Consider the following 23,821-nt stretch of genomic DNA (forward strand, 5'->3'; position numbering starts at 1 on the left):
ACAATAAAAAAGGCGCTATATGCGCCTGTATATTCTGGTTATTTACATTAAATCTTCTGGATATTGTCCAGCACTTGCGATGAATCCACCCACTTCGCGCTGGCCGTAAAGCACCGGCACTGGATTGCCTTGTGCAACCGTAGTGACTGCACCGCCAAAACCCTTGTTTGCCTTGTTGCCGTCTTGGTTCTGGTCTTGGTTTTCAATCTTTGGCATCAACATCATTGCAATACCACCGACCATCATACCGACACCCGCACCAATTAATGCAGCACCCGCCGCTCCACCAACACCGGTCCAGCCCGTTGTGACCCCAACAACAATACCAACCACCACCAGAACTGCACCAAAAATTGTTTGAAAGGCACCACCAGCGCCCATCACGCGAGGCACAACCTTGATGACTTTTGCACTGGTGCTCATGTCAAGTTCAGTTTCAGAGATATTTTGCTTATCCTGAAAAACTGCAAACTCTAAACCCTGTTCATGCGCATGCAGCATGAAGTGTTCAAAGCCCGGCACCTGCACGCATAAAGCACGCATGGCTTCACGGGTATTATCAACAGCTAGATGAAATTCTTTACCAAACTTCTTAGCCAAAATGCCGTACAGCCTAATTGTTTTGAGCATATCGAACCACCTTAACGACTCGTTCTTGCCACTGTGGGCCAAAGATTTCACGAATTGATTTTGCGTCATACATATGGTGCAGAATCAATGTTGAGCCAATGCAAGGGTCTGTCTTTTCGGACTTCAGCATGCCGTTATCACCCAACCAGATCAAAGCATGATTCACATGTTCGGTGCGCCCCATTCGGCACAACATAACGTCACCGTACTGCGGTTCACTAACTTCTATAAAGCCGGCTTTTCCAAAATTATCCAAGTATAGTGCAGGGTGTTTTTTATCTAGCCACCACTTGTCGTGACGCTCAAAATCAATCAGCTTGATACCAAGTTCACGCTCATAAAAATCACGGACGAGCGAATAACAATCTTGCCAACCATGGTGGAAGTTTCGCCCAACCAAAGGCGCTTTATATCCGCATGGTTCATACACTTGAAATTCAATATCAGGATAAGCACAAATCACCCACGGCTTTTCATGCAATTCAATTTGAATTAAATCAATCTCAGATGCACGTGCTGATGCGTTTGGGTGTGAATGCACATAGGCTTGGATTTCGCCTAAATCCTCAGCCTTAGCTAAGTCTTTATGATGAATTTCAAACTGATCTTTACTATCTGAAATATTGCGGCATGGAATATATGTCTTATTCACAATGACACCACAGCATTCATTTGGATAAACTTCAGCAGCATGTGCTTGGATTGCTTTTTTAAGTTTTGCGGTTAGTTTCATACACCACCTAAAATAATGAGCTGGCAGGGAAAGCACCAATACGCAGGACGCTACCCTTACCAAATCGACACTCACAACCGTTCGTTCTTTTTGAGCACTTATCAAGCGCAGGATTGTCAGTAGGTTCATCCCTATCCGTGAACATGGCTGCGCCTGTATAGCCACATTGTTCGCTGCGATATTCCCATGCGCAATAACTGGAAATCTGTCGAACCGGTATTTTTAAGCCTTCAAAATCAATCGGATTTGATAGCTCGAATGTCACTGCCTGCGCATTTTCAGAAGTCTTTTGCTCGATGTACCAGAGTTGCTCCTTGGCTTCATTGGATGCCGAGAGGTTACCACTACTAAAGTTTTCAGCATCCAGATATTTCGCCAGAGTCGTAACGACTTTAAGCTTTGCACCCGCGAAGTCACCAAACTGTAAGCAGTAAGCCGATACAGCACCTTGAATGCCGCCAATATTATTTGCCATGCTGAATGTCGGAGCTGAAGCTTTACCATCCGAACGCATTTCAAGCCCTGACACTTCAAGCGCCATAGGCTCAAATGTTTGACCCTGCCAGATGATATTTCGCATCCAGACTTTGTTTTCGCCCTGCTTGTAGACTTCACCAATTAATTGAGCCTCGTCACCAAGCAAGCCACCTGATCCAATTGAACTGTAAATACGCTCCCAGTCTTCATAAGATATATGGCCATGAAAGCGCAGAATACCCGCGCCTAAAGCGCGAGCATCTAGTTCAAATAGGGTGATCAAGCCGTCAACATACAGTTTTTGAAAGTCACTGTTCAGAGTCATGATAGGACTCCATCACGGTAGCAACCGCTTGAGCTAAACCTGTAGGTTGAAAGTCAGGCGGTGCAATTGATTCCGGCATTTCAATTTCAGGTTGAGGAAGCTCTTGCAAACGTAGGTCAATCCAACGGTTTTCAGTGATATCGACTGGGTTATCAAGGTCAGCAACTATAGAGGCTGTTTCAAGATCAAACTTTTTCTTATAGGTTTTTACTGAAATATCACCATTTTCTAGTGTTGTGTAGATCACTGAAAACAAGACATTGCCATTAGCATCTTTAGGTGTTTCGACATACCAGCCTTCTTGCGCGAAACCAGATGAGCCTTTGATTAAGTAATCCCCAACCGCTAGTTTCTCAAATGTAATCCCTTGCAGCTGTGCTTCATCATTTAGCTCAATCCGATCTGCATAGAGTTCAATAATAGGTGAAGCAGATTTAATAAAACCGTTACTATCAACGGTTGTATTTCTTGTAGAGTATTGCTTGGCCCAGGGTAGGAATGATCCGGATGTTGAAGATGATGAGTTTCTAAAATGGATAATACCATTTCGACCCAGGTACAGCTGACTTACACCATAAGTCGATCCAGCAACAAGTAGCGATCCACCAATGCCTGCTTCTGGGAAGTTTTTATCTAGCGTTGGTGTGGCAGATGAAGTACATGTCCAAACACCCACGACTGCAAGACTATCGCGATCGTCAAGATCATTAAGATTGCCGACACCGCTCAAGTCCCCTTGATATAAGAACGTATCCCTTACTGTCGGAACCATATCTTTGTCTGACTTCCCTGCGTTTAGTGTCGCTGCCGAACCCAACCCTAAATTTGTACGTGCTGCTGTTGCTGTGGTTGCACCTGTACCTCCTTTACTTATTGGAAGTGCAGCAGGCAATACACCTTGAGCTGTTGCACCCAATTGGCTGTAAAGCTCATCATCATTCGCCTGTAGTTTTGCTGAACCTGATCGAAATGTATCTCCACCTGCGCCTGTTGGTGCAGTACCTGGATTAATTGTTTGCTTAGCCATAATTTACGCCCACAAAAAAGCCCTCGATTGAGGGCATAAAATTGATTGAAGTTAAGGTTTAAAGTCTTGAGTGAAAGTGGTGGAGATGGACCAGACTAATCCACCAACCTGTCGTGGTTGATATGAAGTTCCAGTCTTAACTCTCACCTCGCCATCCAGTGGAGAATCCCATAAAAATGAGTCAGCACCTTTGTGACGATCAAAGAAGGCTTTAATTGCAAGAATCTCATCCTTATAGCCAGTTCTTTGATAGGCCCATACGCCTTTTCGGTTGTTGATGCCAACCGAGATGCTTTGTTCATACCCATCACCGAATCTGCTGGATAACACATTGAAGTTTTGAGTATCCGAGCTGCCTTCTAGATCGCACGGGAAAGTAAATTTTTCGTTGCTCATAAATTACGTCCAATAAAAAACCTCCCGAAGGAGGTTTTGTTTAATCTATTTTTTAATTTAAATCAGGTGCAATGAAATACTGACCGGAAATCGGGTCTGTGAAACCATCATTCATATCCAGCCCTACTGTTTGATTATTAATCTCCACACTTTTTACCGCGTAAAGATATTGACTTGTTGTGGCGCCCACCGGAGTTGCATCAATCTCAGTAATGTTTGCAATAAACTCTTTAGCCACCCCATCTTTGCTTTTAAATGTCACTTTCTTTTGCATGCTTTTTACTTCCTGCTTATTTAATCCCATAAAGCTCCCCACCTTGTCGTCTAGCTTTCAAAAATCTTTGGTCGACCTTCTGATCAACCATAGAATTGACCATCTTACCAATAGTGACCATTAATTCACCATCCTGATTTGTCGAAGTTTCAACTTTTTCAGAAGAGTAATTATTAATAACCACTTTAGGTTGAACAACAGTTGCCCCACCCGAATTAATCGCACTCACAGCACCCATACCAACACGGTGAGTATCTGCAACCAGTCCACCCGTCGCATAACCTCGACGAATAGACTTTCGCAAATCCTCGAAGCCTTGAGGGCCGCCTAGAGCCTTAACTTCCTCTTGGGTTAAAACACCTTCGCCCTTATGTACGACACCTGCTGGTTCATACTTGCCACCGTGACCTGTGTAGCCACCGTTGGCGAAGCCTGCAATGGTTTGGGCTGCAATCATGCCCACGGAAGCATAACCAGTAGCACGAATCATCCCTGCATACATAAGCTTTTGAGCCATTGTTAGGGCTGATGGGTCATTCATCACACCAGTAGCGGCTAACTCTGTATTAACAACGCCTTGAGCAATTGCAATCGCCTGCTGTGCTAAAAACATAACTTTGTAAGCAGCACTTGATTCGCCAGCGCTATCTTTAACCATCTGGGTCATCTCACCCCAAACCGCACCAGACTGAGATAATAATGAGCTGTACATGCTCAAGGTTGCAGAGTGCTGATCCTCAATCAATCTTTTTGCATTATCGCTATATTCAACATCCAACGCCTTCATATTGGCTATATGAGTGGCTTTTGCTTGCTCTAACAATACATATCTCTGTTGAGCTTGCTCTGGTGTGTTGTAATCCTGATTAATGCGGTTCACATTGTTTGTATATGAATCAAATTCACTGCTTTTGCTGCGAGCGAAAGCGATATTTAAACTAGCTGTTTTATACTCAAGACCCTCTCCACTAAACTTGTTGGCTATGCCAGATAATAAAATCGCATTTTCAGCACTTGCCATCTGGTCGAGCAGGTCGTTTTTATAGGAATCCAATTTCTCCTTTTGAGCAGCTCGGTATGACTCAACATCCCGATCATATGCCTCTTTAGCTTTCCTGAGATAGAGTTCACGATTTGCAGGGTCATTAACAAACCCCTTCTCGATCTCTTCTTTTGATTTGTTATAATCAATAAGAAGTCTTTCCTCTCGGGTCGCATACTCTCGTATTACACTCTCTTTGGCCCTTTCAATTTCAGCTTGTAATCGCTCAGCTTCACGTTTTTTCTGTTCAGCTAACCGCTTAGCTTCATTTAGCGCTTTGTTGGTTTCAGCTTTGCTCGACTTTGGTGCTTTAGCGGTTGGGAAGAGATTTTTGTTTTGCTCTGCACCACCTCCACGCCCTGCCTTTTGAGTCTTATTCCATTCCAATTGAGCTTTTCGATTGTTAATAATGGATTGTGTGAGGGCATCATATTTTCCACTTGTTCCGGTAATAATATTACCCATGGATTTAAAGCCATTGACACTGTTTTCAATAACTTTGCTTGTTGTGCCTACAGCATTTTGATATGAGCCACTTACCCCACCCCACAACGCCTTACCTTTTGCCATAATCCCATCGGCAGTGGCAAAGTTAACCGCAGTCTGCCCAATAATTTTTAACTGATTTAAGGCACCACTAATAATGGCGACAAGGTTTTGCAATCCTGTTGCCAGTCCAATGATAATGACACCTACACCTTTTGCTGCAACACCAACAGCATCCAAAACCCCGGCAAATTGCCCACCTTTACCAGCACCCTCAAGAAAGTACCCAATTACCTGACTTAAAACAGGCATCACTGCTGAAGCAAGCTCACTCTTAAGTGCTGTAAAGCGCATTTGTACAGATTCAGTTTGGGCAGCCAATTCAATAGACTGCTCAACAGCTTTCTGACCAGTAAGAATTCCAGCCTCTTCCATTGCAGCTTGGTAGTCTTTCCATAACTTCCCACCATCCACAAGCAATGGAGCCAAGGCTGTGAGATCCGAACCCATTGATTCTAGATAGAATGACATTTCCTTTTGGTTAACACCTGCTTCCTCAAGCTTATCTACATAAGTTTGAAGTGCATCAATGCCATCCATCTTTGACATTTCTTCAGCAAGTTTCTTAGCGCCTTCAGCACCATCTTCAGTCTTGACAGCAATTTGCTCAAAGAAGTCAACCGCACCACCTGCGCCAATGGCATTAAACTCGCCGATTTTTTCATTGAAATCTTTCAGCATATCGGAGGTTTTTTCTTGAGAGACTCCGAAGGTTTGAGCGGCACCTGATAGGCCTTGAAAGTTCTGAATTGTGGTATTGGCAATCGCAGCAAATCTAGATAGCTCAACATTGTTTTTCGCTACCTCAATCGCAAGTCCTGCCAAGTAACCAGTGGCGGCAACTACTCCGCCAACCAGTGCGCCTGTTACGGCAGCTCCCACAAGAAGCGCACCTCCGCGAAATTCAGATAACTTGCCGGTGGCACTTTGGATTTGTGAACCAAATTTTCCATCATTAGCTGCTTGAGCAAGTGTATTTCTCAATTCACTCATTTTGCCTGACGTTGTTTTGGCTTGTGTTCCGGCGCCACCTAAACTTTTAGATAAATCATCAACTTTTTTTGCTGATGTTGTTGATGTGCTTCCTGCATCAGAGATAACTTTGGCAGTGTCTTTAACTGATTTTTCTGTTTTATCGCCTTGATTTTCCACATCCTTTAAAGACTTGGTAACATCATCAGCGCCCTTTTTGGCTTTCGCTGTGTCGATGACAATCTCTAGGCGACTTTGTTGTGCGGTCATGGAAACTCCTAAATTTTGGCAATAAAAAACCCCGCTTTCGCGAGGCTTCTTGGGATCTATTTAAATTTTAATTAATTTCTTTAGCGCATCTTGGTGTTGCTAACTTTAGCTCGTTATCAGCTCTATATTTCATATCAGCATTAAAAGCTGAGAAAGTTGTTTTGACATTTAAAAGCTGATTAGTAATAGTGATTTTTTTTAATGCCATTCCATTTTGAGCATAAATCAAACTACCGGAATTGCGAAGTTGGTAGACATTAACGCTATTGCCATTATCTTCACACATTACCCCAGTGCCATCTTGGTTAAGTTTAATGGTTGATAACCCACCCGCAGCAGCAGTTGTCCAAATTCCTGTAACTTCAGGTTGTGTTACCTGTGCGTCCAGAAATTTATTATCAATCATCTGGGTTGCTGGGCTAACACAACCTCCTATCAACAACCCCGCAATACCTATCAGTAGAATTTTCTTCATAAGCTTACTCATTTCAATAGCAAAATAAAAAAGATCATCCATCCAAAACTAACAAATCTTGCAAGTGTTGAATATCCTTGTCTTAGAGTAAACCATGAAAATATGTAAGGCATGAAAAATATTCCCAGTCCAAGAAGAATCGAAACACTTCTTTCCGCCTTGTAATTTAAGGGAGGTGGCGTATCACTGAATAGTGAATTGGGCTCGCCTCGAACAGGTTTATTTTGAGTATTTTGCTTAAATGGCTGATGTGAACTATATGAAAGACCTGTGCCGGGTGCACTTACTGTGGATCTTACACCTTTCTTCCCTACACTCACCCGCGCACCTTTACCACCTACAGAAAGACTGCTGATGCCTTTTTTACCTACATTAAGGCGAACACCCGGTGCAATCTTAAAGCTTTTCCTGAAATTAAAGCCCATATTTTTTCCTTAGTGGCAGTGTCTTGTTCCTGTTTTCTTTTCATTATGGCAACCGTTCTTATCAGTGCGCCCACCATGAGAATAAGCTGTTGTTGCAAAACAGATCGTCAAGATAATTAATATAACTTTTTTCATGATTATTCCTATTTTTATAATAAGAATAATAGTTATAGCTGACTTCGAATATTTTTCAAGCATCAAAAAAGCACCCTAAGGTGCTTTTTTCTATAAACCACTTATATCTCTACTTTCTTTTTCTGCAAGGCATGCCTCATTGTTAGACAACTCATAAGAAAGAGTTATCACTCCTGTGCTTCTTCCAGTGGCACGGGCTTTCAGCATAATATTTTCAACCCCATTATCTTCCTTTGGCTCCCATGCGGCGGTTAATATACGCTCTTCCCTATAAAGGCTCATCATCCACTCATTAGGATTTTTCCAAATACTGCCCGCCCTTAGAAAATCATAATCCCCAACAGGCTCACCATACTTTTTAATTAAGGACTCCTTGAGTGTGGAGAACTCCGCCTTAACTCCGTCACCATACACACTTGTTGTTATGGGATTCCCAAACCCCAAGACCTTACACAGTCCGCTTTTTGGTGTAATAACCATTAAGTAATCTTTAAAACCCTTATAAGGTATAGGTACATTTTTGAATGAATAATAGTTTTTCTCCAGCACCTCTGCTGGCCCACTAACCTTTTTAACTTCAGCCAATGACATTCCAACCTTTAATCCAAAAGGTGCCTCAGCAAATGAACTAACAGAAGCCCCTACTAAAAAGATTGATAACAATATATTCTTCATAACCCATTCTTCTTGCATTCTAAAAATGCTTTTGTTGAAAATTCTTTTGTAATGAAATACTGATCCCGTTTACTCTCAAATCTTGGTAGTTTATGTGCCTCAACAATCAGTTTTCTTTCTTTTTCAATAAGATCGGCAGGTAATGTTGTATATGACAATAATTGCTGTAATTGGTCATCAATAGAAATTCCACCCTGGCGACCTTTCATGACCAATTCTGCAATATCAGGAACTGTTTTACATTTTAAGTCCTGCATTTCGATTAAGCTTTTTTGAGTCACTAACCCTTTAAGCTCTTCTTCGGTGGGTAATTCATACCCAAGAGCCCAGCAAGATAGGCTGCCAACCACCCCAGCAAGTATTATCTTTTTCATCCCACATCCCTCCTTAATTGCTCATAAAATAACAAATAAATAGAACTGATGTAAGAATAATCTAAACTCAAACAATCCCCTTAGCTTTCTCAACAATCCAACTAGCCAGATTCATATCAGGATCACTATGCATTAATAGTTGATAGGCATTCTCAAGCGAATAAGGTGTTTCTCCTTCCACTTCGCCAGCAGATGTTATGAATGCAAGATTCTCCCAATCCTGAATCACATGCTTTGCAATAACCTTCATATATTCCTGAGCAATCTTAAGCTCACTCATTTTGAAGATGGTTTTCTTTACAACCAAGTCTCTTAATGCAGCAGCACATGCAGGACTGTTATACGGCTTAATTCTGAAACAGCCAAATTCCTGCCCATTTTCCAGTTTATATACAAACCATTTCGATTTATCAGTCATGATTGGTTCCTGTAGATATGAAAAAAACCGACCTGTTTAGGGTCGGTTTTAGAATTGATATGATTACCTTAAGGGTAGTACGTGAAGTAAAGATTTTTGATGTAAGTCTTCCATATCTTCACCCCAAAGGCTGCTATCAATTAATTTTTGTCTAAGAGTTTTGTACTCACTACTAATATGCATAAGTGTTGCAACGGTCGCAGAGTATGGTCTATTACTTTGTGCTGCAAGTAGAATAGATCTCACCATGTTTCTATCTTCAAGTGTTAATTTTTTAATCAATGAGCATTGATGACTTAGCTTAATTAATTCTTTGCGAAAAACAGTGCCAACAAATGATCTTTTACCTAGTAAATCTTCGCCATTTAAATCTAGAAGGTTGACTGTGGTATTACCCAGCTCAGTTGATCCAAAAATGCAAAAAGTATCAAAAGTTAACTCTTTTGTTGGATCCTTATCATATGGATTAATAATTGGGTTTAGAGAAACATCATAATCACTCTTTAGACCATTACACCTCTTGCATGATGGTAATAAGTTCTCCCATTTTACAACTAGACTTGGATGCTTAGACTTGGGCAAAAAATGTTCTACCTCCATATAGGCACCAGGCTTACTTAGGTCTGACTCACAATAAGCACATTTATTGCTTGAGCTTTCCATTAGAGGCTGTTTAATTTGCTTGTTATTCCAAACAGATTTTCCTGAATCAATATAACGTTGAGTTAAATTATCAACTTTATCATCAGCAAGATATTTTGGTCGTTCACCTCGTCGCAACTTAATCACGGATTATTCTCCAAGACTATCAAGCTGCATTTGATAAATTACTTTAAGCTCATTAGATGGGTGAAGCATTTCCTGAAGTTTATCAAATACCTCTTGTGCCTTTAATTTATCCTTCCGCTTAAAGGCTTCCATGAATTCATTGCGGATAGCTTCATATTCATTTGTGCGAAGATCTGGCATCCCCATCACGTCTTTTAAAACCTCTTCAATAGTCCAACCTTGGTAGCCATATTCAGAAGTAGGCAAATCACGACGAATAACTTCGCCATCTTTTCGCTCCAGCGCGATTACTTCGCCTTGACGAGCTGTTTGCACCACATGGGGGCTATGAGTTGTAATAAAGAATTGAGCTTTAGGAAATACCTCTTTCAATCTAGTGCAAATTTGACTTTGCCATTCAGGGTGAAGGTGCAGTTCTACTTCATCAATAAGTATTAATCCATCATAATCTCCAGCAGCCACATGCTTCTCCTGAAAACGATATTCTAGCTCCTTAATAATTCCCAACAGAATATAAAGTGTTGATTTAAATCCAGAAGATAAATACTCAAAATAGATTTCACCTGTAGGAGTCTTTGCAATAATCTCATTTTGTGGGGTGGTATTTTTGAAAGAATATTGGCCATTCATTAAGGCAAAGCATTTTATTGCTAAGCGAATATTTTTTTGTTGTACTTCGCTCAAATTTCCTTCATGTGCACTATGAAGATATCTAGATATAAACCATTGCTTGATATCTTCATTATCTATACCTGCACTATTAAAACGCGCCCTGTAAGTAGCATCCGGATCTGCATTAATACTGGACTCTTTTTTATATTTAAAAACTCGATTAACTTTTAGATAAAGCAGGGAGTTTTTTATACTTTCGTATTTAATGTTGTTCAAATACTTATTATCATGACTCCCTGTGGGGAATGAATGATTTATCTGAATTTTTGTTTCATCACTAATACCTTTATTATCAAAATTTAAGTATATATTTCCTTGATTTGTGCCTGATCTTTTAGCTAGAACATCAAGATCTAATTCAGAAAAACAATAAGCAATTGAATCTAGAATATTAGTCTTCCCCACCCCATTTTCACCACAAATTATATTCATCTTTGGGTCAATATTTTCTAATTTTAGATAAGGAATTCCACCCACATCTTTTAATTCCAATGATGTAACTTTCATTGTTTCCAAGCCATTGTTGTTAGATGGATTCATCATACATTCAATAGAAATTTTTCCAAGATTACTTTTTTGAGGCTTCATGAATTTTTTCCAATAAAAAACCCACTCAAATGAGTGGGTCTATAGGGGTTTTTAATTTACTTAATCATTAAGACTATCGCCACAATGACCAAGATAGCTGTTAGCAGATAGCAATTGGTTCGCCACATTAGAATGGTTTTAGTACCTCGCTTTATTAAAGCATCGTACTCCCGCATTTTATCCATTGCGCGAGCCATCGCTGCATCACCTCTTTGCAGGAGAGTGATCATTTCCAGTTTCTCCTGCTCCAAGATTCGTCTTTCCTTGGCATGCAGGAGAATCATTTCATGATCTGCCAGAATTCGATATTTAATATCCTCCAGCAACTCATCACGGCTCATGCTTAGAATATCTTCGCTTAACTCAAAATCTAGATCATTCATACTGTGCTGCCTTGATCTTTAGCCAACTTTGCTAAACCTTTAGGTGTAATGCGAACTTGTTCTGTAATTTTGGTTGTACCATCACCTCGCGTCACCTCAGTTATCTTGTGTTCCAGATAGCCAGCTTGCACTTTGTCTTGATAGCCTAGCCAGTGAGAGTTACCTGCTCGCTTGTAAATCCATTTACCAGATGAAAGCTTGGCAATTAAATCTTTCGGGCGCATTTGCAGAGTTTTAGCCGCATCAGTTAGGCATAGACTTCCATCAGCTTTAGCAATTCGATCATATGCCTCTACTGAAGGCTTCATTTCCTGAACTTCTTCCTCTAAACCGACAATCCTTTCAGAGTAACCTAGAAGTAAATCTCTCAAAACGCGCGGATCAGCTAAAGACTTCATCGGGTCAAAGTTTTGGATAAGCTCCTTGGCTTTAAAGTAAGAATCTTCCAGCTGTTCAAATACATTCCAGGCTTGATCTGTATCTAGGATCTTGGCATGACGTGCAGCGCCTTTTTCAGTCCAGAGTATCAGGCGAGCAGCTTGTTTTGGGACATACCCGATATTATCGGTGATGTTCTTAAAAGCCCTCAATTCATCACCTTCCAACTTAAAAAAGTGTTTACCCTCTTCGAAGCGATCAATGTTGTTTGAAAAGTTATCATTAATGTTTTTAGGCTGTGCACCATAGAACTCAGCAAGCTGTGCTGTTGTCATCACTGGAATTGAGTTGAATTCGGCAACAATTGTTTGAATACCAGCAACAGTCACACTGTTATTTAATTTTGCATTCATGCTACTGACTCCTGTGCTAATAACTTTGCCGCCTTTGGTGAATGTTGCTCAAAGTAAGCAACCTCTTCACAACACTCATCGACCCATTTATTTAAATGATCCCAAGTGATTGAAGCCAAGGTGTAAGCAGTGGTGTGCTTTTCAGACTTCTCCATGATTAGTGTGACAAGCGTTTGTAGGTCACTAAAGCCATTTTCAGCATTGTTAATAAAATCAACAAAGCGCTCTAGTTGGTGCTGACTGATCTGAACTTGATTCGCTTCAGTGATATGAGTTATATTCGACATAGTTAATATTCCTTTGTTGACAGCAATCAAGCTCCGCATCCGCCAAGATTCAGGGGCTTTTTTGTTGTCTATTGATTTCATGCTTTAGCACTCTTGCGTTTTTCTACTAGCAACTTAGCTGCCTCATTCATCAGATAAACCATTGATCTTTTATCTTCTTTTGCAATTGCTTTGAGTTCCTTATGTAAATCGCTATCAAGACGACCTTTAAAGTAAACAAACTCTTCTTTCATTACTTCCTCCTTAGTCCCCAATCTGGGGTGTTAAATCATAGTACCCATTATGGGGCTATTGGTCAAGCCCCAAAATGGGGTTATTATTGATTTTATTTTGGCGAATATTTTATGAGTGAAGAAAGCAATATCGTTACCCTTAAAGTTCGTGTAACCCCTGAATTTCGTGAAAGAATTGTTGAAACGGCTAAAACAAATAATCGTTCCATGAATCAAGAAATCGTGGCTCGATTAGAGGAATCTTTTGACAACAAGGATATAGGGCAGGAATTTTTTCAGAAAAATCTACATTTATTCCTTTCTGCTTACTGTGCTGGTCTTGAAAGTAATTACGATGAAGCAATATCTCAAATCGAAGAATCGCTTTCACAAACAAAAAACCCTGAGATGATTCAATTCCTTGAGCATCGTCTTCAAATAAATAAAATATTAAAAAAAGAAATGAACCGACTAATGAAAAATAATTCGGAAAAATTCAAGGCTGAATTATCTAAAGAAGTTTCTCAGGAACAGCTTGCCCATACACATCTAGCTAAAGACAAACCACTCACTCCAACCCAAGATGAAGATCTCTGGTAATGCCTGAAGATGTTTTTCGAAACCTTCAAGTCGAGTGCCTCGAAAGCTGCACCGATATGATCGATGGTGTTCCAAATTTATTCACTGAGTGACTCTCAGTCACTCAGCCCCATATTCCGCCCTATATAAAACAAGGATGTTTTAATGATTTTGGATAGAAAACTACAACTAGAACTCTTAGAAAAAATGAGCTCAACTTACCCAGAATTTTACGATTTTAGTAAGGAATATAGACATGGTACGGATGAATACTATCAAGTGGTTTCTAATCTGTATTACCTTCAGCAACACAACCTAATAGAACAGCGAAGTCTCTTGCAGTCAGCATCTATGGGAGGTTATAAGAACCTTCAAATTAACTTACCAACTATTAATCACAATGGAATGGATTTCTTAGCCAATGATGGTGGATTATCTGCAATCCTGTCTACGGTCACGATTAAAATTGATACTGAACAATTTAGACAAATTTTACTAATGAAGGTTAATGAGTCAGATCTACCATCCGATCAAAAGAGTCAAATAACTTCTGTGCTTCGAGAGCTGCCTGCCGAGAGTATAAAACACCTGTCAACGAAACTTGTGGATTTGGGTTGGGATAATCTAGGCTCACTAATGCAGTTAATTCAAAACATCCCGACTTAACTTCTTTGGCCATTCGTTTGAATTTTAAATACCCGATTGGCTGTGTGTAGTTACCTACAGGTACAAAAAATTCATCCACATCAACCATAAAATTTTCGAAATACAACTGGGTTGAATTTTCGTGCAGTCGATTTTCTACTAATACGAGACACTCAAGTTTCATAATAATGACCTTTAGGAGTAATCATGGGGAAAAATATATTAATCATTGTCGGATTACTGTTGCTTATCTGGCTTGTTCAGACAGATCGGATGCCTTCTCTTGTTGAAATCGGTCATGAGATAGCTAAATACATCCTTCCTCCAGCTAAATAGCGGGTTCCACGGAATGTCTCCCTGTGCCCTTATATATGGTGCTTAATCCAATAACCCACCCTTCATCCGAAGGGTTTTTATTACTTAAAAACAAATATGAAACTAAACCTTAGTGCTGACCTAGCGGTTGTCATATCTCTTATAACGGTCTTTCTATTTGCCAATGGTAATGCCTATCTTGATGGCTACCTCAGTGCTTTTAGTATTGACCTCATAGCCCTTAATTATTCAGTCCAAGATAAAATTTATATTGGCTATTTAAGAGGCTTCAATTATTTAATATATGGCATTCTTATCCTTTTTATCTATATGGCTGCTTGGCACATATGGATTTCCTTTGATACTTCTAGAAGACTTAATAATTATTTAGATAAGAAACTAAATACTACCCCAAAGAAACATGCGCCGAATCTTCACAATTCTACGTTTCATGAAGAGTTGGAAAAATCTTATTCACGTAATTCAACTTTAGGCGTCTCAGTAATCGTTACTCTTGTTTCAACATTGTTTCTGCTTGCTAACACTGAAAAGACAGCCAAAGCAGAAGCCTTTGAAGACATGAGGAAAGAATCTTTTGATAAGGTTTCTATAAAATCAGCTAAGGAAAAGGATACTCATTTTGCAGTGCTTTGCGGATCCACCTTGTGTGCGATTATGGACAAGAATAAGAAGGTGACTTTGGAAGAAACAAAGAATATCGAGTTCACTCCCAAGAATCCACCTGAAAAGTAGAATTAGAAAAAGCACCCTAAGGTGCTTTTCTTTTGACATTAACCCCCGAAGGAGGTTTGGTTTTATCTAGCTTCAAGCTCTTTGTGCTTCCAAGATCGATTGCGATCGTAAGAAAAGCTCATGTTGTCAGATTCATAAGTTCTTTCTTGGTGATTGAGCTTTTCAATCATTTCCATTAAGGCACCACCACCGTGTGCCTGCTCTTTGTAAAGTGCTCTTAAAACCAATTCCGCAGGTTTTCCGATTGTTACTCGATCTGCTTCCCAGTTGCGAACTGTAGATTCATTAACGCTCAATATGCCTGCTAGATTTTTTTGTGAAAGATTCAGCTCTTTACGCAAAAAACGGATTTCTTCACCATTAAGTTCTGGCTTTTCATTAATCAAGTATAGGCCAATGGTTTTGTGAAGTTCGTGAACTGATGAAATCGAGACCAACTCACCATACTCATCATCAACTTCAATTTCGAAACCATCAACAAGCCAAACATTGCTTAAACCACACTCTTCATAGTGATACATAACTGTGCCTATTCTTTAAATGTAGTAACAACGATTGAGAAATCCCCATCTTCACGACATTTAATTACAACAGTTGTTGTAATATTTTCCCCGGCGGTTCGAACTGTAACATTCAATTTACTATCGCCACGGGTATCTGGATAAGGTCCCTCAGTGATATCTCCATGTTCAAAGCAACAAATGATTTGCTTCAAGGAGATATGGCGCTCTTTCATTCGTTGCCTAACATGTGTTGAAAGCTTAATTTTGCTGGTATCTTTAGCCAGCTCTCTCAGCTTTCGCCTAGCCTGGATTTCAGTTAAACACATAAACGATACTTGCAATTAGGATGAATGATTAAGGCCATAACCGTTAATAATTAGCGGTTGAGTTCACTATAATGTACCGAGAGCATCGTCGTCAACAAAATGTTTACGTCATCTTGTCAAGATTCGTTAATCCTTAAGGTGTCGTTTTGTGGATGATAGTGTCGTCAAACACACTCATAGCATTGCATTCAGCAAGAAACCAACTCACGCTGATTTCTTACTCATCTTCTTATAAGCCTCATCAATAAACCGGTTATCCAGATCAAAGATGACTGCATTAAAAATATAACGCTCCACCGGCAACTCATACTGCTCACAATAAGCGTTAAGATCAGCAATACCCAATGCTAACGGTGTGCCTTGCTCATATCTGCGTGAACGTGAAATGACGTTATAGGCTTCGATTAAAGCATTGGCTGTGTAGCTATATTCGGGCCTTTTAACTTCTTCTGGTGGCTTTCTGCCTGTCGCTTCGGCTATTGCTCGTTGCTTTTGGTTGTACTCACCCGCTTCTTCTTCGCTGGCGAACTGGAGGTATTTGTAGAGTTCTCGGACTTTCCCAGAGCTTCACGCTTTTTTTTATCAGCTTCAATTTGGATTCGCTGAGATTGAGTAATCACCCATATGCCTAATTTCATCCCATACTCGTCATCATCAGCCGTTTTTCCATAAGCGAGTAAATCGTGAGCTAGTTGTGCTGAATATTCAATCTGCGCAGGAATATCACGCCAATCTAAAACCAAATACTTGCCAACAATGCCACTAAATACGCGATTGGATTGCTCTACAAACTCATCAGTAATTAAGGTGCCACTTTCTCGCACCATGCGCTCTTTTTGTTGATGGCTGTCTTGCATGTACTGGAATGAAGGACGATTAATTCCCGCTATAAGATACTCGCCACCATCTGGATGAGGAATCCACTCCGATGGATGTTTTTCAGTGCTTAATGAATCTTTTGAGATGGTAATTTGCATTTTCTTTCCCGCTAAGTGATTTTTTACTTATTACCACCCGAAGGCGGCTGTTGATTAAGCTTTAGGTGTGCGCGTAAGTGTTGGCGCCTGATCTACAACTGTGTACTCAAATGTTGTATTCAAGATGTCGTCTTTACCACCAGTTGCAAGAGGCGCTGTAAGCTCAACTTTAGGGATATTTAAAACGTATTTATTCCCTGATGTATCCGTAATTGGAATTGATAGAGAGATTGTTGCGTTTGTGAACTGCTTCTCATAAAACTCAGCCGCTTTCGCTGACCAAGCCATTGTAAAGCTACCTGTACCTTTGGCTGACATTTCAAGAATCGCACCAACCTCAAGACCAGCACCCAGGCATTTTTGCACCTGCATTGAGTTGTCCCAATTAAATGAGAATGCAGCAATGCAGGCTGTGCCTTTAACGGATGTCCCATCGACAAGCAAATCACCGACAGAGATATTCGACATACGCGGATTTGATGATGCCGGCGTAATCGTTCCAGCGGGTGCTACTGCTGCTGGGGTTCGCTTAGTACCCATGAAGCCGAAAGTTAGACCGATCAGCCCCGATTCAGGAATATCAATGCCGAATGTATTTACATGCAAGCCTGAAAAGGTGTGATAGTTGGCAATGTCGGTATAGCCAAGCAATATGCTGAATGTTTGGCGAGTTGTGCCACCAAAGGTTAGAACATTGGCTGTCCAAGCATTAAAAGCTGCTGCCGCAATCAGATCATCATAAGCACCATACTGAGCTTCTGCGCTCAATTCGCCTGAATACTCAGCCGAAGTAACCATAGATGATTGTTGCAATCGACTATCCGTAATTGAAGCTGACTCTGTTTTTTCGACACTTTGGTTTAATGAAATATCAGTAAATGCCAAGGTTTGACGTGCAAATGGCGAAGGCACTGTTCCAATAACAGTTTCTTTTGCAATCTGCACTAATTGTTTTGCGCCCGAACTCATGGTTTTCTCCTATTCAAGGCATAAAAAAACCACCTTTCGGTGGCATTGGTTTGGAAATAATTAACCCCGCACTTGGCGGGGTTTAATGTTTGTTGGAATCTATGGTTTCACCTTGCATGCCTCTGCATAATTTCGAGACGCTTTCGGCATGCAACGTGATGTGTCTATGGTTTGGCTTGGTTCGCTCAATATCAATAGCTATCAGCATTGCTGCGCGCAGGCTTTCTGCCGGCTCTACACTTTCAAAAATGTAGGTGTCGTTATGAATAACAATATCGGCATAACCATCTTCTTCTGTGCTTGGTCTGCACTCCACCACAATGTAAGCAGGAACATTATTTGTCATTATCTTCATCCTGATCAAAATCTAAGGATGGTTGCGCTTCCTTAATCAGTTCATCCAATTCTTTTAGTAGTGCTGGCTTGGTTTGCTTACCCTCTACAGACAAAAACCGCCCTGCCTCAGACAAGCACTGTGTAATTAGTTCAACTTGTGCTGAAAGTTTACCAATGCGCACCTGTAGCCCATCTTTAAGCTGACGAGCTAATTCTTCTTGTTCGATATAGTATTTTCGAATCTCATGGCCTTTTTCATTGCGCTCCATCATTCCAAGATGCTTGGTCATATCTACCGAGATGATGTATTCAATTGAAGTTTGCCCGGTCTTTGAAAGCTCCACTTTTTGGTGGAGCTTAATGTAGTCGAAGTTTTCTTCGAACTTACACTGAGTAATTCTGCGCTTAATCCATGTTGAAAAGTCCTGCTTGCTCTCTAGCATTTTGTGCAGGTCACGCGCATTCACACCGAGCTGAACTTTTCCATTTAATTCGACTTCGATAAATGGAGTTTGATTTTCAATTTTCACAATTGCATTCATATCGTTTACCTCGTTACCAAATAAAAAAGCCACACAGACATGCGGTAACGAGACACATCTGTATGGCAAAACGGTCAATCCAAGTTTGGATTTATCTTTAAAATTAAATATTTGAAAAAAGAAACTGGCAGGCACGTTGAACATGGAAACGTGCTTTTCGAACCGTCGTTCTAGCCAGTGGTTTGCCTGAAATCAGGCATAAAAAAAGCCCTGCATCGCTGCAAGGCTTATTTTCTCAGTTAAAAAATTGGCTAATTGTCCAATTTTCCTGTTTTGAATTTGGTGAATTTTGGTCAATAAAAAACCCCGCTTATTGCGAGGTTTATGTTTTGGGTTGAGTGATTCCCAATTTAGACAAAATAATATATAAACGGCATTTAGGTCAATTGATACTGCACAATTTTTCTAGTTCACTCGGAACTCAGCTCTAATTATTTTTGCGTAGAAGTTTTTTTCGTCCATGCTTTGTGGTGCATGAACTTTGTATATTTCGAGATGAGATACACTAAAGGATTGCAGATGCTTTCGCCATATGTCACACAGCTCAGAAAGCACCATAAGACCACTACCCAGTGGCGCAAAGCATTGAATTGAAATAATGCCCTGATCCCGAATGCACGGCTTATCACCAATACCTACAATCTGGCTATCAGCGTACTGGATAAACACCTTACTCCAAGCCTTATTTTTTGGTGGCTCAAAGGGCTTGCCATGACTTTGTGGCTTATTTACCATTTCAACGATTAGATTTTCGAGTTTGGCAATTCTCACCAATTCTTGATGAATGGCTGTTTCAGCTTGGGTAAGTGTCATCATTTGTATTTACTCGATACAGACTGGAATGCAAGCGCATACACACCATGAGGGGTTTGGTCTGAGTGCCCGTTTTCAATCCTGAGCGCATAAGGCAAAGCATTAGTCAAATACACGCAGTTGCCTAGTTTTGCTTTAAGGATGTTCTGAGCGCCTCGATCAAAAGCTTTCTGATCTAAAGTGCCTTTAGGTGCCGTATTGCCCTCACCCTCAATATATTGATAGGTTGGATGGTCGATTGTGATTAGGTTTGAATTACGAAATGAACCATCCATTACCGGACTACCCATAATTACGGCTCGCAACATCTCAGCGCTTACTTTTCGCAAATGCTCATCGCCAACCTTCTGTATCTCAAGCGCGAAATTAGTTGGTTTGTTTTTCCAGGCCATAAATTTCACCCATTAAAAAACCCACCGAAGTGGGTTAAGTTTGGCGAGGATCGAACTCGCTTTTTCAGGCGGATAGGATTTACACGTATTTCAGCAACACTATCCAGAACCTGACGTTTTTCCAAACCAGGGCTCTTGCCCCTTAAACTACAAACTCATCATGAGTATAGGTTATTTTTAAACCTTCCTCAATTGAATCGTATAGGTCGCTGCTACTGGATCAGCCCCAATATTCACCACTTTAAAATCACCTTTACCGGTCATCCAAACATCACCGATCTGTGGAATGCCTGTGACCTCATTCTGCAGCACAATAGCTTTAGAGTCTGTCACCTGGTAATCAATTGGCTTGACCATATCTTTTAAATATGAGCCAAACAATACGCCACGCCCTGAGTATGATTCATTCCCTATAACTGGATAAGTCTGCGTTTCAAAATCAAACTCACCTGAGTAAATCAGTTTTTCACAGGTGAAGGTATCGACTGAATCGGCTAGATCTTCATTGAATGCAGCTGCAAACTCTTCTTGTAGTTCGTCTCTCATGCCCATAGCTAAATCCTTTTCAAAAACTGCACTGAAGATCGCTTGGTATAAGGCTTGATCAAATCAAGAATGTATTGCTCATAGGTGTTTAAGTCTTCCGAACCTGCTGCAAAGGTTTTGGAAACACTGGTTCCAGGTTGAGCTGATACTGTCTTACTCACCACAGTGGCAGCCTTACCTTGGTAAAGCTTACCTGCCAAAATCCCCCTAATAATCTCGTAGGAGGCTAATTTAAGTGGCTCTGGCACCTGACTAGATTCAAGATATCCTTTCACATTACGTGAGCGTAAATACGCATCCACCTGGGAGAGTAAGCGAGCCTTGTCACTAGCGCTTTGACCAGCAAATTCAGGCACGTTTTCTAGCACTTCTGTTTCAGTGACAAAGCTCATTTATTTATTCCTTTGGTTGATCCGCTTCTTTCGCTTCTTCTGCTGCTTTTGCAGCTTTAGCTTCTGCAGCAGTAGGTTTTTTGGCCTTAGCTTCCAGTTCTTTGACTTTGGCCTTTAATTCATCATTTTCAGATGTTAATTTTTTAACTGCTTCCCGCTCTTTATCAAGTTGCTCAGTGAGATCAGTATTTTCAGCTACCACCTTTTCACATTCCGCTTTCGCTTCATCAAGGCTGGCCTGAAGCTCAGGAGTGATGCCTACATTCAATGAAACTGACTGGCTTTTAGGCTGATTATCGAGAAATGCATAGGCCTGGTCGACCAGATCAGCATCTGGAAAGTCTTCATCTACTTCAACCGAAGTGGCACCACCAATTACACCTAAGAATGAGCTTCGATAACAAACATTAGGATCGGGATGTTTGGGAATGTTTTCTGTATAAACTACTTTCATCTTTATGCTCCAAAACAAAGGCGACCGAAGCCGCCATGTTTATTAAGGTGTGGCTGTACCAGAGATAACCGCAGCGAATGGAACCTGCTTACGATCAAATACACGCTCCCAGTTTGCAGCATTGGCATACTGAGCAATGGTCGGAGAGGTATTTGGATTGGTATTACCCTTCCAAGAGAAACCTGCAGGTTGCAGCAGATAGGTCTTACGTTCCCACAGGATTTCAACACCACCACCATTACCACCAGATGGCTTACGCTCAAGCTCAACAGGAACTTTAGGTGTACCTTCACCGTAACCGAATGCACCGGCACCAAAGATCAGAGATAAATACTGGCTATTGCCGTAAGTCAAACCATCATCCATAAAGATCGGCTTGCCTAGGTAGGTGGCCAAGATAATACGACCTTCTGAATCTCGCAGGTATTCAATAAGATCTTGTTTCACCATCTGGTTCATCACGACTGAGTGAACACCCATCGCTGAGAACTGATCGGCCGTATCACCTGCAGTAAATGCCGCATCCTGGAATGCACCAGCTGAGATGGTGGCACCCGCATCAATGACCATATCACCACCGTCATTTGCGATATTGGAAGCAATCACACCTCGGGCAGAGCCAAGTAAGTAACGCTGCCATTGGCGCTCCCAGTATTTACCGAAGCGGTTGCGAATGTGCTGCATTGGCTCTGAATTGGCTAGTTCAGCTGTTAAATCCGCTACGCCATATCCTTTGTTTAGATACAGTGTACGAGCTTGCATTGAGCCTTGAGCTGCTTTACCAACTTCACCCAGATCGTCTGGATCATCATTGGACAGGTTAGGCGCTTCATCTGCATCTAGATCTTGCCAGTATGCAATCGTAGAAGAGCCTTGGCCGTTATTGGCAATCGCATCTAATGCTTCGTTTTTAACAACGATGCCAGATTGATAGACTGCTGTTTTTTCAGGGGAATTAACTGGATCGAGTGTCTGGTAATAATCCCCAACAAAGATATCCGTTAATTGTGTAGTGGTACTTGGCATTTATTATGCCTCCTTAGTTTTGACTAATTGCTGAAATGCATTTGGATTTTCACGAGCTAAAGTGGCTCGCTCTGCTTCTGTATAGTCAGACCATTTTTTGTTTGGAGTACCCGAACCAGGTGCACCAGAACCATTCGCTTTAGGCCAGAAATAAGCTTTCTTCTCACGTAAGCCTTCAACCCACTCTTTTGGAGATAATGGATTGGTGCCGTCTTTCCCAATAATCACTTCCCCATTTTCATCGATGGCCACAGCCTTGCCGTTTTCATCTAGAGAGAATTGGGATTGAGCCAAGAAGGCAATATCTGCTGTAGCCTCACTTAAGGCCCCTAGCTCCACTGCTGCTTGTACAATTTGACCCTGGACCACGGACTGCTTGAACTTATTTGCATAAGCTTCGGCTTTGTCTGCACGCTGCTTTTCAGTTGAAATTAAGCGTTCATGTTCCTGCCGCATCTTTTCGGTACGTTTCTGGATGACTTCATCAATCTTGCCCTCGGCAATAAGCTTTGACTCTTCATCCTGACCGACTTTATTCAACAGCTCCTTAACCGCAGTAAGATCTACACCTTCTAGCTGAGACTTAATCCCACCTAGTTCGGTTTTAAGATCTTTATTGGCTTGAATCAGCTCGGTGTTTTTGGTTTTCAAACCCTGCACCTGCTCATCGACAGCTTTTTGAATGGCTGCTTTAACTTCTGGGTTTTCTAAATCAATTTGGTCTGACATTGTTTTATTCCTTGAATAACCGCCTAGCGGATTTGAGATACCTGAGCTTTGCGCAGGCATAAAAAAAGACCCGTTTGGGTCTAGGTTTGAGTTTGGTTTATTTAATTACTTCTACGGTGGCACCACTTTGATTCATGATGTACATCTGATCGCCCTTATAAATAAAGACATCGACATAACCAAACCCACCGATATTATCCTTAGGTATCTCTGGTGAAAGGTGGGTGTGTTCTGAGATTCTGAGAATCGCCAAGCAGGGCTTCTTGTACTCACTTTTGGTGGCGCTATCACGACTGATCACATTAATATCTTCAACCACCTCACCTTCATCATCTAGATAAATGCTCGAGATTAGGTGTGGGGTTGAAACATTATGACTTCCTGCTAGTTGGTGCGCTTCACTCCATTCTGCCGCCCCATCTTTATATATTTCCACAACATCAAGATTTACAATATCCGTTCGGCTGTCTTGCATTAATTTAACTGTAAACATTTCTGTTTCTCCTGCTTCTGCTTTCAGTAAAAAAGAGCGCCTTAGCGCCCCTTCGGTTATTTGGGCTTTGTCCAAGCTTTCAAAATTAAGTCATAAATGATTTGTTGTTCAGGGA

General features: G+C 41.0%; 36 protein-coding genes. 3 read left to right on the forward strand and 33 right to left on the reverse strand.

From position 1 onward, the window contains the following. Positions 1-42: 42 nt before the first annotated feature. The 19 genes from ACWM1W_RS10060 to ACWM1W_RS10150 all read right to left on the reverse strand — a co-directional run bounded on the left by ACWM1W_RS10060 (position 43) and on the right by ACWM1W_RS10150 (position 12,937). Positions 43-630: a tail assembly protein gene (locus ACWM1W_RS10060; protein WP_461603208.1), complete on the reverse strand. Its 588-nt coding sequence runs from the start codon at positions 628-630 to the stop codon at positions 43-45. Further along, the gene (locus ACWM1W_RS10065; RefSeq protein WP_461603209.1) at positions 614-1,363 is read right to left on the reverse strand and encodes a C40 family peptidase; all 750 of its coding nucleotides are present in this window, start codon (positions 1,361-1,363) and stop codon (positions 614-616) included. Before ACWM1W_RS10065 ends, ACWM1W_RS10060 begins: the two co-directional genes overlap by 17 nt. A 7-nt stretch (positions 1,364-1,370) precedes the next feature. Continuing rightward, entirely contained in the window at positions 1,371-2,165 is a 795-nt protein-coding gene (locus tag ACWM1W_RS10070) for a phage minor tail protein L (protein ID WP_461603210.1), read from the reverse strand. Beyond that, positions 2,149-3,192: a pyocin knob domain-containing protein gene (locus tag ACWM1W_RS10075; protein WP_461603211.1), complete on the reverse strand. Its 1,044-nt coding sequence runs from the start codon at positions 3,190-3,192 to the stop codon at positions 2,149-2,151. The genes ACWM1W_RS10070 and ACWM1W_RS10075 overlap by 17 nt, the downstream gene beginning before the upstream one ends. Positions 3,193-3,243: 51 nt before the next feature. Beyond that, entirely contained in the window at positions 3,244-3,588 is a 345-nt protein-coding gene (locus ACWM1W_RS10080) for a phage tail protein (RefSeq protein ID WP_461603212.1), read from the reverse strand. Positions 3,589-3,640: 52 nt separating this feature from the next. Continuing rightward, the gene (locus ACWM1W_RS10085) at positions 3,641-3,892 is read right to left on the reverse strand and encodes a hypothetical protein (protein ID WP_375725846.1); all 252 of its coding nucleotides are present in this window, start codon (positions 3,890-3,892) and stop codon (positions 3,641-3,643) included. Then, a complete protein-coding gene (locus ACWM1W_RS10090) occupies positions 3,879-6,692 on the reverse strand; it encodes a phage tail tape measure protein (RefSeq protein WP_375725845.1) in 2,814 nt (937 codons plus the stop codon). Before ACWM1W_RS10090 ends, ACWM1W_RS10085 begins: the two co-directional genes overlap by 14 nt. Before the next feature lie 67 nt (positions 6,693-6,759). Then, complete coding sequence (locus ACWM1W_RS10095) at positions 6,760-7,167, reverse strand: J517_1871 family lipoprotein (RefSeq protein WP_375725844.1); 408 nt, start codon at positions 7,165-7,167, stop codon at positions 6,760-6,762. An 8-nt stretch (positions 7,168-7,175) separates the two neighbouring features. Continuing rightward, positions 7,176-7,592, reverse strand: a complete 417-nt coding sequence (locus tag ACWM1W_RS10100) for a DUF4236 domain-containing protein (protein ID WP_461603213.1) — start codon at positions 7,590-7,592, stop codon at positions 7,176-7,178. 9 nt (positions 7,593-7,601) lie between these two features. Further along, positions 7,602-7,790, reverse strand: coding sequence for a YHYH domain-containing protein (locus ACWM1W_RS10105; protein ID WP_461603214.1), 189 nt, complete (start codon positions 7,788-7,790; stop codon positions 7,602-7,604). Between the two features lie 27 nt (positions 7,791-7,817). Beyond that, positions 7,818-8,420: a hypothetical protein gene (locus ACWM1W_RS10110; RefSeq protein ID WP_375725841.1), complete on the reverse strand. Its 603-nt coding sequence runs from the start codon at positions 8,418-8,420 to the stop codon at positions 7,818-7,820. Continuing rightward, entirely contained in the window at positions 8,399-8,776 is a 378-nt protein-coding gene (locus ACWM1W_RS10115; protein WP_325755501.1) for a hypothetical protein, read from the reverse strand. Before ACWM1W_RS10115 ends, ACWM1W_RS10110 begins: the two co-directional genes overlap by 22 nt. Before the next feature lie 67 nt (positions 8,777-8,843). Further along, positions 8,844-9,194 carry a hypothetical protein gene (locus tag ACWM1W_RS10120; protein ID WP_375725840.1) on the reverse strand — a complete coding sequence of 117 codons (351 nt, stop codon included), beginning with the start codon at positions 9,192-9,194 and terminating at the stop codon, positions 8,844-8,846. Between the two features lie 63 nt (positions 9,195-9,257). Continuing rightward, on the reverse strand, positions 9,258-9,983 hold the full coding sequence (locus ACWM1W_RS10125) for an HNH endonuclease (RefSeq protein WP_375725839.1): 726 nt from the start codon (positions 9,981-9,983) through the stop codon (positions 9,258-9,260). A gap of 3 nt (positions 9,984-9,986) precedes the next feature. After that, positions 9,987-11,243: an AAA family ATPase gene (locus ACWM1W_RS10130; RefSeq protein WP_375725838.1), complete on the reverse strand. Its 1,257-nt coding sequence runs from the start codon at positions 11,241-11,243 to the stop codon at positions 9,987-9,989. 56 nt (positions 11,244-11,299) lie between these two features. Beyond that, positions 11,300-11,626 (reverse strand): hypothetical protein, encoded by a 327-nt coding sequence (locus ACWM1W_RS10135; protein WP_004645305.1) that lies wholly within the window; start codon positions 11,624-11,626, stop codon positions 11,300-11,302. Beyond that, a complete protein-coding gene (locus tag ACWM1W_RS10140; RefSeq protein ID WP_375725837.1) occupies positions 11,623-12,417 on the reverse strand; it encodes a phage antirepressor KilAC domain-containing protein in 795 nt (264 codons plus the stop codon). The genes ACWM1W_RS10135 and ACWM1W_RS10140 overlap by 4 nt, the downstream gene beginning before the upstream one ends. Continuing rightward, positions 12,414-12,785: a hypothetical protein gene (locus ACWM1W_RS10145; protein ID WP_461603215.1), complete on the reverse strand. Its 372-nt coding sequence runs from the start codon at positions 12,783-12,785 to the stop codon at positions 12,414-12,416. The genes ACWM1W_RS10140 and ACWM1W_RS10145 overlap by 4 nt, the downstream gene beginning before the upstream one ends. Continuing rightward, positions 12,782-12,937: a hypothetical protein gene (locus ACWM1W_RS10150; RefSeq protein ID WP_310076747.1), complete on the reverse strand. Its 156-nt coding sequence runs from the start codon at positions 12,935-12,937 to the stop codon at positions 12,782-12,784. The genes ACWM1W_RS10145 and ACWM1W_RS10150 overlap by 4 nt, the downstream gene beginning before the upstream one ends. Before the next feature lie 111 nt (positions 12,938-13,048). On the opposite strand from ACWM1W_RS10150, the gene ACWM1W_RS10155 reads away from it, so the two are divergent. From ACWM1W_RS10155 to ACWM1W_RS10165, 3 genes are all read left to right on the forward strand, one after another. Continuing rightward, entirely contained in the window at positions 13,049-13,516 is a 468-nt protein-coding gene (locus tag ACWM1W_RS10155) for an Arc family DNA-binding protein (RefSeq protein ID WP_375725836.1), read from the forward strand. A 144-nt stretch (positions 13,517-13,660) separates the two neighbouring features. Beyond that, on the forward strand, positions 13,661-14,161 hold the full coding sequence (locus ACWM1W_RS10160) for a hypothetical protein (RefSeq protein WP_075175433.1): 501 nt from the start codon (positions 13,661-13,663) through the stop codon (positions 14,159-14,161). A gap of 411 nt (positions 14,162-14,572) precedes the next feature. Next, positions 14,573-15,208, forward strand: coding sequence for a hypothetical protein (locus ACWM1W_RS10165; protein ID WP_375725835.1), 636 nt, complete (start codon positions 14,573-14,575; stop codon positions 15,206-15,208). Positions 15,209-15,270: 62 nt separating this feature from the next. Here the strand turns inward: ACWM1W_RS10165 and ACWM1W_RS10170 are convergent, their stop codons facing one another. The 14 genes from ACWM1W_RS10170 to ACWM1W_RS10235 form a co-directional block, all read right to left on the reverse strand. After that, positions 15,271-15,729, reverse strand: a complete 459-nt coding sequence (locus ACWM1W_RS10170; protein ID WP_375725834.1) for a helix-turn-helix domain-containing protein — start codon at positions 15,727-15,729, stop codon at positions 15,271-15,273. Between the two features lie 8 nt (positions 15,730-15,737). Next, positions 15,738-16,037, reverse strand: a complete 300-nt coding sequence (locus ACWM1W_RS10175) for a DUF4258 domain-containing protein (protein WP_375725833.1) — start codon at positions 16,035-16,037, stop codon at positions 15,738-15,740. Positions 16,038-16,513: 476 nt separating this feature from the next. Continuing rightward, positions 16,514-17,014 (reverse strand): hypothetical protein, encoded by a 501-nt coding sequence (locus tag ACWM1W_RS10180; RefSeq protein WP_375725832.1) that lies wholly within the window; start codon positions 17,012-17,014, stop codon positions 16,514-16,516. 54 nt (positions 17,015-17,068) lie between these two features. Beyond that, positions 17,069-17,983 (reverse strand): phage tail tube protein, encoded by a 915-nt coding sequence (locus tag ACWM1W_RS10185; protein WP_461603216.1) that lies wholly within the window; start codon positions 17,981-17,983, stop codon positions 17,069-17,071. Between the two features lie 82 nt (positions 17,984-18,065). After that, positions 18,066-18,329 carry a hypothetical protein gene (locus ACWM1W_RS10190; protein WP_461603217.1) on the reverse strand — a complete coding sequence of 88 codons (264 nt, stop codon included), beginning with the start codon at positions 18,327-18,329 and terminating at the stop codon, positions 18,066-18,068. Further along, entirely contained in the window at positions 18,319-18,861 is a 543-nt protein-coding gene (locus tag ACWM1W_RS10195) for an antA/AntB antirepressor family protein (RefSeq protein ID WP_461603218.1), read from the reverse strand. Before ACWM1W_RS10195 ends, ACWM1W_RS10190 begins: the two co-directional genes overlap by 11 nt. 405 nt (positions 18,862-19,266) lie before the next feature. Further along, entirely contained in the window at positions 19,267-19,677 is a 411-nt protein-coding gene (locus ACWM1W_RS10200) for a hypothetical protein (RefSeq protein WP_461603219.1), read from the reverse strand. Beyond that, the gene (locus ACWM1W_RS10205; RefSeq protein WP_461603220.1) at positions 19,674-20,066 is read right to left on the reverse strand and encodes a hypothetical protein; all 393 of its coding nucleotides are present in this window, start codon (positions 20,064-20,066) and stop codon (positions 19,674-19,676) included. The genes ACWM1W_RS10200 and ACWM1W_RS10205 overlap by 4 nt, the downstream gene beginning before the upstream one ends. Before the next feature lie 177 nt (positions 20,067-20,243). Beyond that, positions 20,244-20,612 carry a glutamate 5-kinase gene (locus tag ACWM1W_RS10210; protein WP_461603316.1) on the reverse strand — a complete coding sequence of 123 codons (369 nt, stop codon included), beginning with the start codon at positions 20,610-20,612 and terminating at the stop codon, positions 20,244-20,246. Between the two features lie 8 nt (positions 20,613-20,620). Beyond that, a complete protein-coding gene (locus tag ACWM1W_RS10215; protein WP_461603221.1) occupies positions 20,621-21,004 on the reverse strand; it encodes a hypothetical protein in 384 nt (127 codons plus the stop codon). Between the two features lie 4 nt (positions 21,005-21,008). After that, complete coding sequence (locus tag ACWM1W_RS10220) at positions 21,009-21,458, reverse strand: hypothetical protein (RefSeq protein ID WP_461603222.1); 450 nt, start codon at positions 21,456-21,458, stop codon at positions 21,009-21,011. 42 nt (positions 21,459-21,500) lie between these two features. Continuing rightward, positions 21,501-22,484, reverse strand: coding sequence for a major capsid protein (locus ACWM1W_RS10225; protein WP_461603223.1), 984 nt, complete (start codon positions 22,482-22,484; stop codon positions 21,501-21,503). 3 nt (positions 22,485-22,487) lie between these two features. Further along, positions 22,488-23,213 (reverse strand): hypothetical protein, encoded by a 726-nt coding sequence (locus ACWM1W_RS10230; RefSeq protein WP_461603224.1) that lies wholly within the window; start codon positions 23,211-23,213, stop codon positions 22,488-22,490. Positions 23,214-23,310: 97 nt separating this feature from the next. Then, on the reverse strand, positions 23,311-23,706 hold the full coding sequence (locus ACWM1W_RS10235; RefSeq protein WP_004784406.1) for a hypothetical protein: 396 nt from the start codon (positions 23,704-23,706) through the stop codon (positions 23,311-23,313). Between the last annotated feature and the right edge of the window lie 115 nt (positions 23,707-23,821).

The organism is Acinetobacter sp. TW_SC_4 (genome assembly GCF_054861205.1).

Excerpts from the sequence above, each read along its gene's own strand:
- ACWM1W_RS10080 (WP_461603212.1), bottom strand. The coding sequence starts at position 3,588 with ATGAGCAACGAAAAATTTACTTTCCCGTGCGATCTAGAAGGCAGCTCG.
- ACWM1W_RS10185 (WP_461603216.1), bottom strand. The coding sequence starts at position 17,983 with ATGAGTTCGGGCGCAAAACAATTAGTGCAGATTGCAAAAGAAACTGTT.
- ACWM1W_RS10190 (WP_461603217.1), bottom strand. The coding sequence starts at position 18,329 with ATGACAAATAATGTTCCTGCTTACATTGTGGTGGAGTGCAGACCAAGC.
- ACWM1W_RS10235 (WP_004784406.1), bottom strand. The coding sequence starts at position 23,706 with ATGTTTACAGTTAAATTAATGCAAGACAGCCGAACGGATATTGTAAAT.
- ACWM1W_RS10085 (WP_375725846.1), bottom strand. The coding sequence starts at position 3,892 with ATGGGATTAAATAAGCAGGAAGTAAAAAGCATGCAAAAGAAAGTGACA.
- ACWM1W_RS10220 (WP_461603222.1), bottom strand. The coding sequence starts at position 21,458 with ATGAAAGTAGTTTATACAGAAAACATTCCCAAACATCCCGATCCTAAT.
- ACWM1W_RS10155 (WP_375725836.1), top strand. The coding sequence starts at position 13,049 with ATGAGTGAAGAAAGCAATATCGTTACCCTTAAAGTTCGTGTAACCCCT.
- ACWM1W_RS10065 (WP_461603209.1), bottom strand. The coding sequence starts at position 1,363 with ATGAAACTAACCGCAAAACTTAAAAAAGCAATCCAAGCACATGCTGCT.
- ACWM1W_RS10060 (WP_461603208.1), bottom strand. The coding sequence starts at position 630 with ATGCTCAAAACAATTAGGCTGTACGGCATTTTGGCTAAGAAGTTTGGT.
- ACWM1W_RS10170 (WP_375725834.1), bottom strand. The coding sequence starts at position 15,729 with ATGTATCACTATGAAGAGTGTGGTTTAAGCAATGTTTGGCTTGTTGAT.
- ACWM1W_RS10180 (WP_375725832.1), bottom strand. The coding sequence starts at position 17,014 with ATGCAAATTACCATCTCAAAAGATTCATTAAGCACTGAAAAACATCCA.
- ACWM1W_RS10110 (WP_375725841.1), bottom strand. The coding sequence starts at position 8,420 with ATGCAAGAAGAATGGGTTATGAAGAATATATTGTTATCAATCTTTTTA.
- ACWM1W_RS10200 (WP_461603219.1), bottom strand. The coding sequence starts at position 19,677 with ATGATGACACTTACCCAAGCTGAAACAGCCATTCATCAAGAATTGGTG.
- ACWM1W_RS10115 (WP_325755501.1), bottom strand. The coding sequence starts at position 8,776 with ATGAAAAAGATAATACTTGCTGGGGTGGTTGGCAGCCTATCTTGCTGG.
- ACWM1W_RS10090 (WP_375725845.1), bottom strand. The coding sequence starts at position 6,692 with ATGACCGCACAACAAAGTCGCCTAGAGATTGTCATCGACACAGCGAAA.
- ACWM1W_RS10150 (WP_310076747.1), bottom strand. The coding sequence starts at position 12,937 with ATGAAAGAAGAGTTTGTTTACTTTAAAGGTCGTCTTGATAGCGATTTA.
- ACWM1W_RS10175 (WP_375725833.1), bottom strand. The coding sequence starts at position 16,037 with ATGTGTTTAACTGAAATCCAGGCTAGGCGAAAGCTGAGAGAGCTGGCT.
- ACWM1W_RS10070 (WP_461603210.1), bottom strand. The coding sequence starts at position 2,165 with ATGACTCTGAACAGTGACTTTCAAAAACTGTATGTTGACGGCTTGATC.
- ACWM1W_RS10130 (WP_375725838.1), bottom strand. The coding sequence starts at position 11,243 with ATGAAGCCTCAAAAAAGTAATCTTGGAAAAATTTCTATTGAATGTATG.
- ACWM1W_RS10105 (WP_461603214.1), bottom strand. The coding sequence starts at position 7,790 with ATGCTTGAAAAATATTCGAAGTCAGCTATAACTATTATTCTTATTATA.
- ACWM1W_RS10135 (WP_004645305.1), bottom strand. The coding sequence starts at position 11,626 with ATGAATGATCTAGATTTTGAGTTAAGCGAAGATATTCTAAGCATGAGC.
- ACWM1W_RS10195 (WP_461603218.1), bottom strand. The coding sequence starts at position 18,861 with ATGAATGCAATTGTGAAAATTGAAAATCAAACTCCATTTATCGAAGTC.
- ACWM1W_RS10140 (WP_375725837.1), bottom strand. The coding sequence starts at position 12,417 with ATGAATGCAAAATTAAATAACAGTGTGACTGTTGCTGGTATTCAAACA.
- ACWM1W_RS10205 (WP_461603220.1), bottom strand. The coding sequence starts at position 20,066 with ATGGCCTGGAAAAACAAACCAACTAATTTCGCGCTTGAGATACAGAAG.
- ACWM1W_RS10120 (WP_375725840.1), bottom strand. The coding sequence starts at position 9,194 with ATGACTGATAAATCGAAATGGTTTGTATATAAACTGGAAAATGGGCAG.
- ACWM1W_RS10075 (WP_461603211.1), bottom strand. The coding sequence starts at position 3,192 with ATGGCTAAGCAAACAATTAATCCAGGTACTGCACCAACAGGCGCAGGT.
- ACWM1W_RS10215 (WP_461603221.1), bottom strand. The coding sequence starts at position 21,004 with ATGAGCTTTGTCACTGAAACAGAAGTGCTAGAAAACGTGCCTGAATTT.
- ACWM1W_RS10100 (WP_461603213.1), bottom strand. The coding sequence starts at position 7,592 with ATGGGCTTTAATTTCAGGAAAAGCTTTAAGATTGCACCGGGTGTTCGC.
- ACWM1W_RS10230 (WP_461603224.1), bottom strand. The coding sequence starts at position 23,213 with ATGTCAGACCAAATTGATTTAGAAAACCCAGAAGTTAAAGCAGCCATT.
- ACWM1W_RS10165 (WP_375725835.1), top strand. The coding sequence starts at position 14,573 with ATGAAACTAAACCTTAGTGCTGACCTAGCGGTTGTCATATCTCTTATA.
- ACWM1W_RS10225 (WP_461603223.1), bottom strand. The coding sequence starts at position 22,484 with ATGCCAAGTACCACTACACAATTAACGGATATCTTTGTTGGGGATTAT.
- ACWM1W_RS10210 (WP_461603316.1), bottom strand. The coding sequence starts at position 20,612 with ATGAGAGACGAACTACAAGAAGAGTTTGCAGCTGCATTCAATGAAGAT.
- ACWM1W_RS10160 (WP_075175433.1), top strand. The coding sequence starts at position 13,661 with ATGATTTTGGATAGAAAACTACAACTAGAACTCTTAGAAAAAATGAGC.
- ACWM1W_RS10145 (WP_461603215.1), bottom strand. The coding sequence starts at position 12,785 with ATGAAATCAATAGACAACAAAAAAGCCCCTGAATCTTGGCGGATGCGG.
- ACWM1W_RS10095 (WP_375725844.1), bottom strand. The coding sequence starts at position 7,167 with ATGAAGAAAATTCTACTGATAGGTATTGCGGGGTTGTTGATAGGAGGT.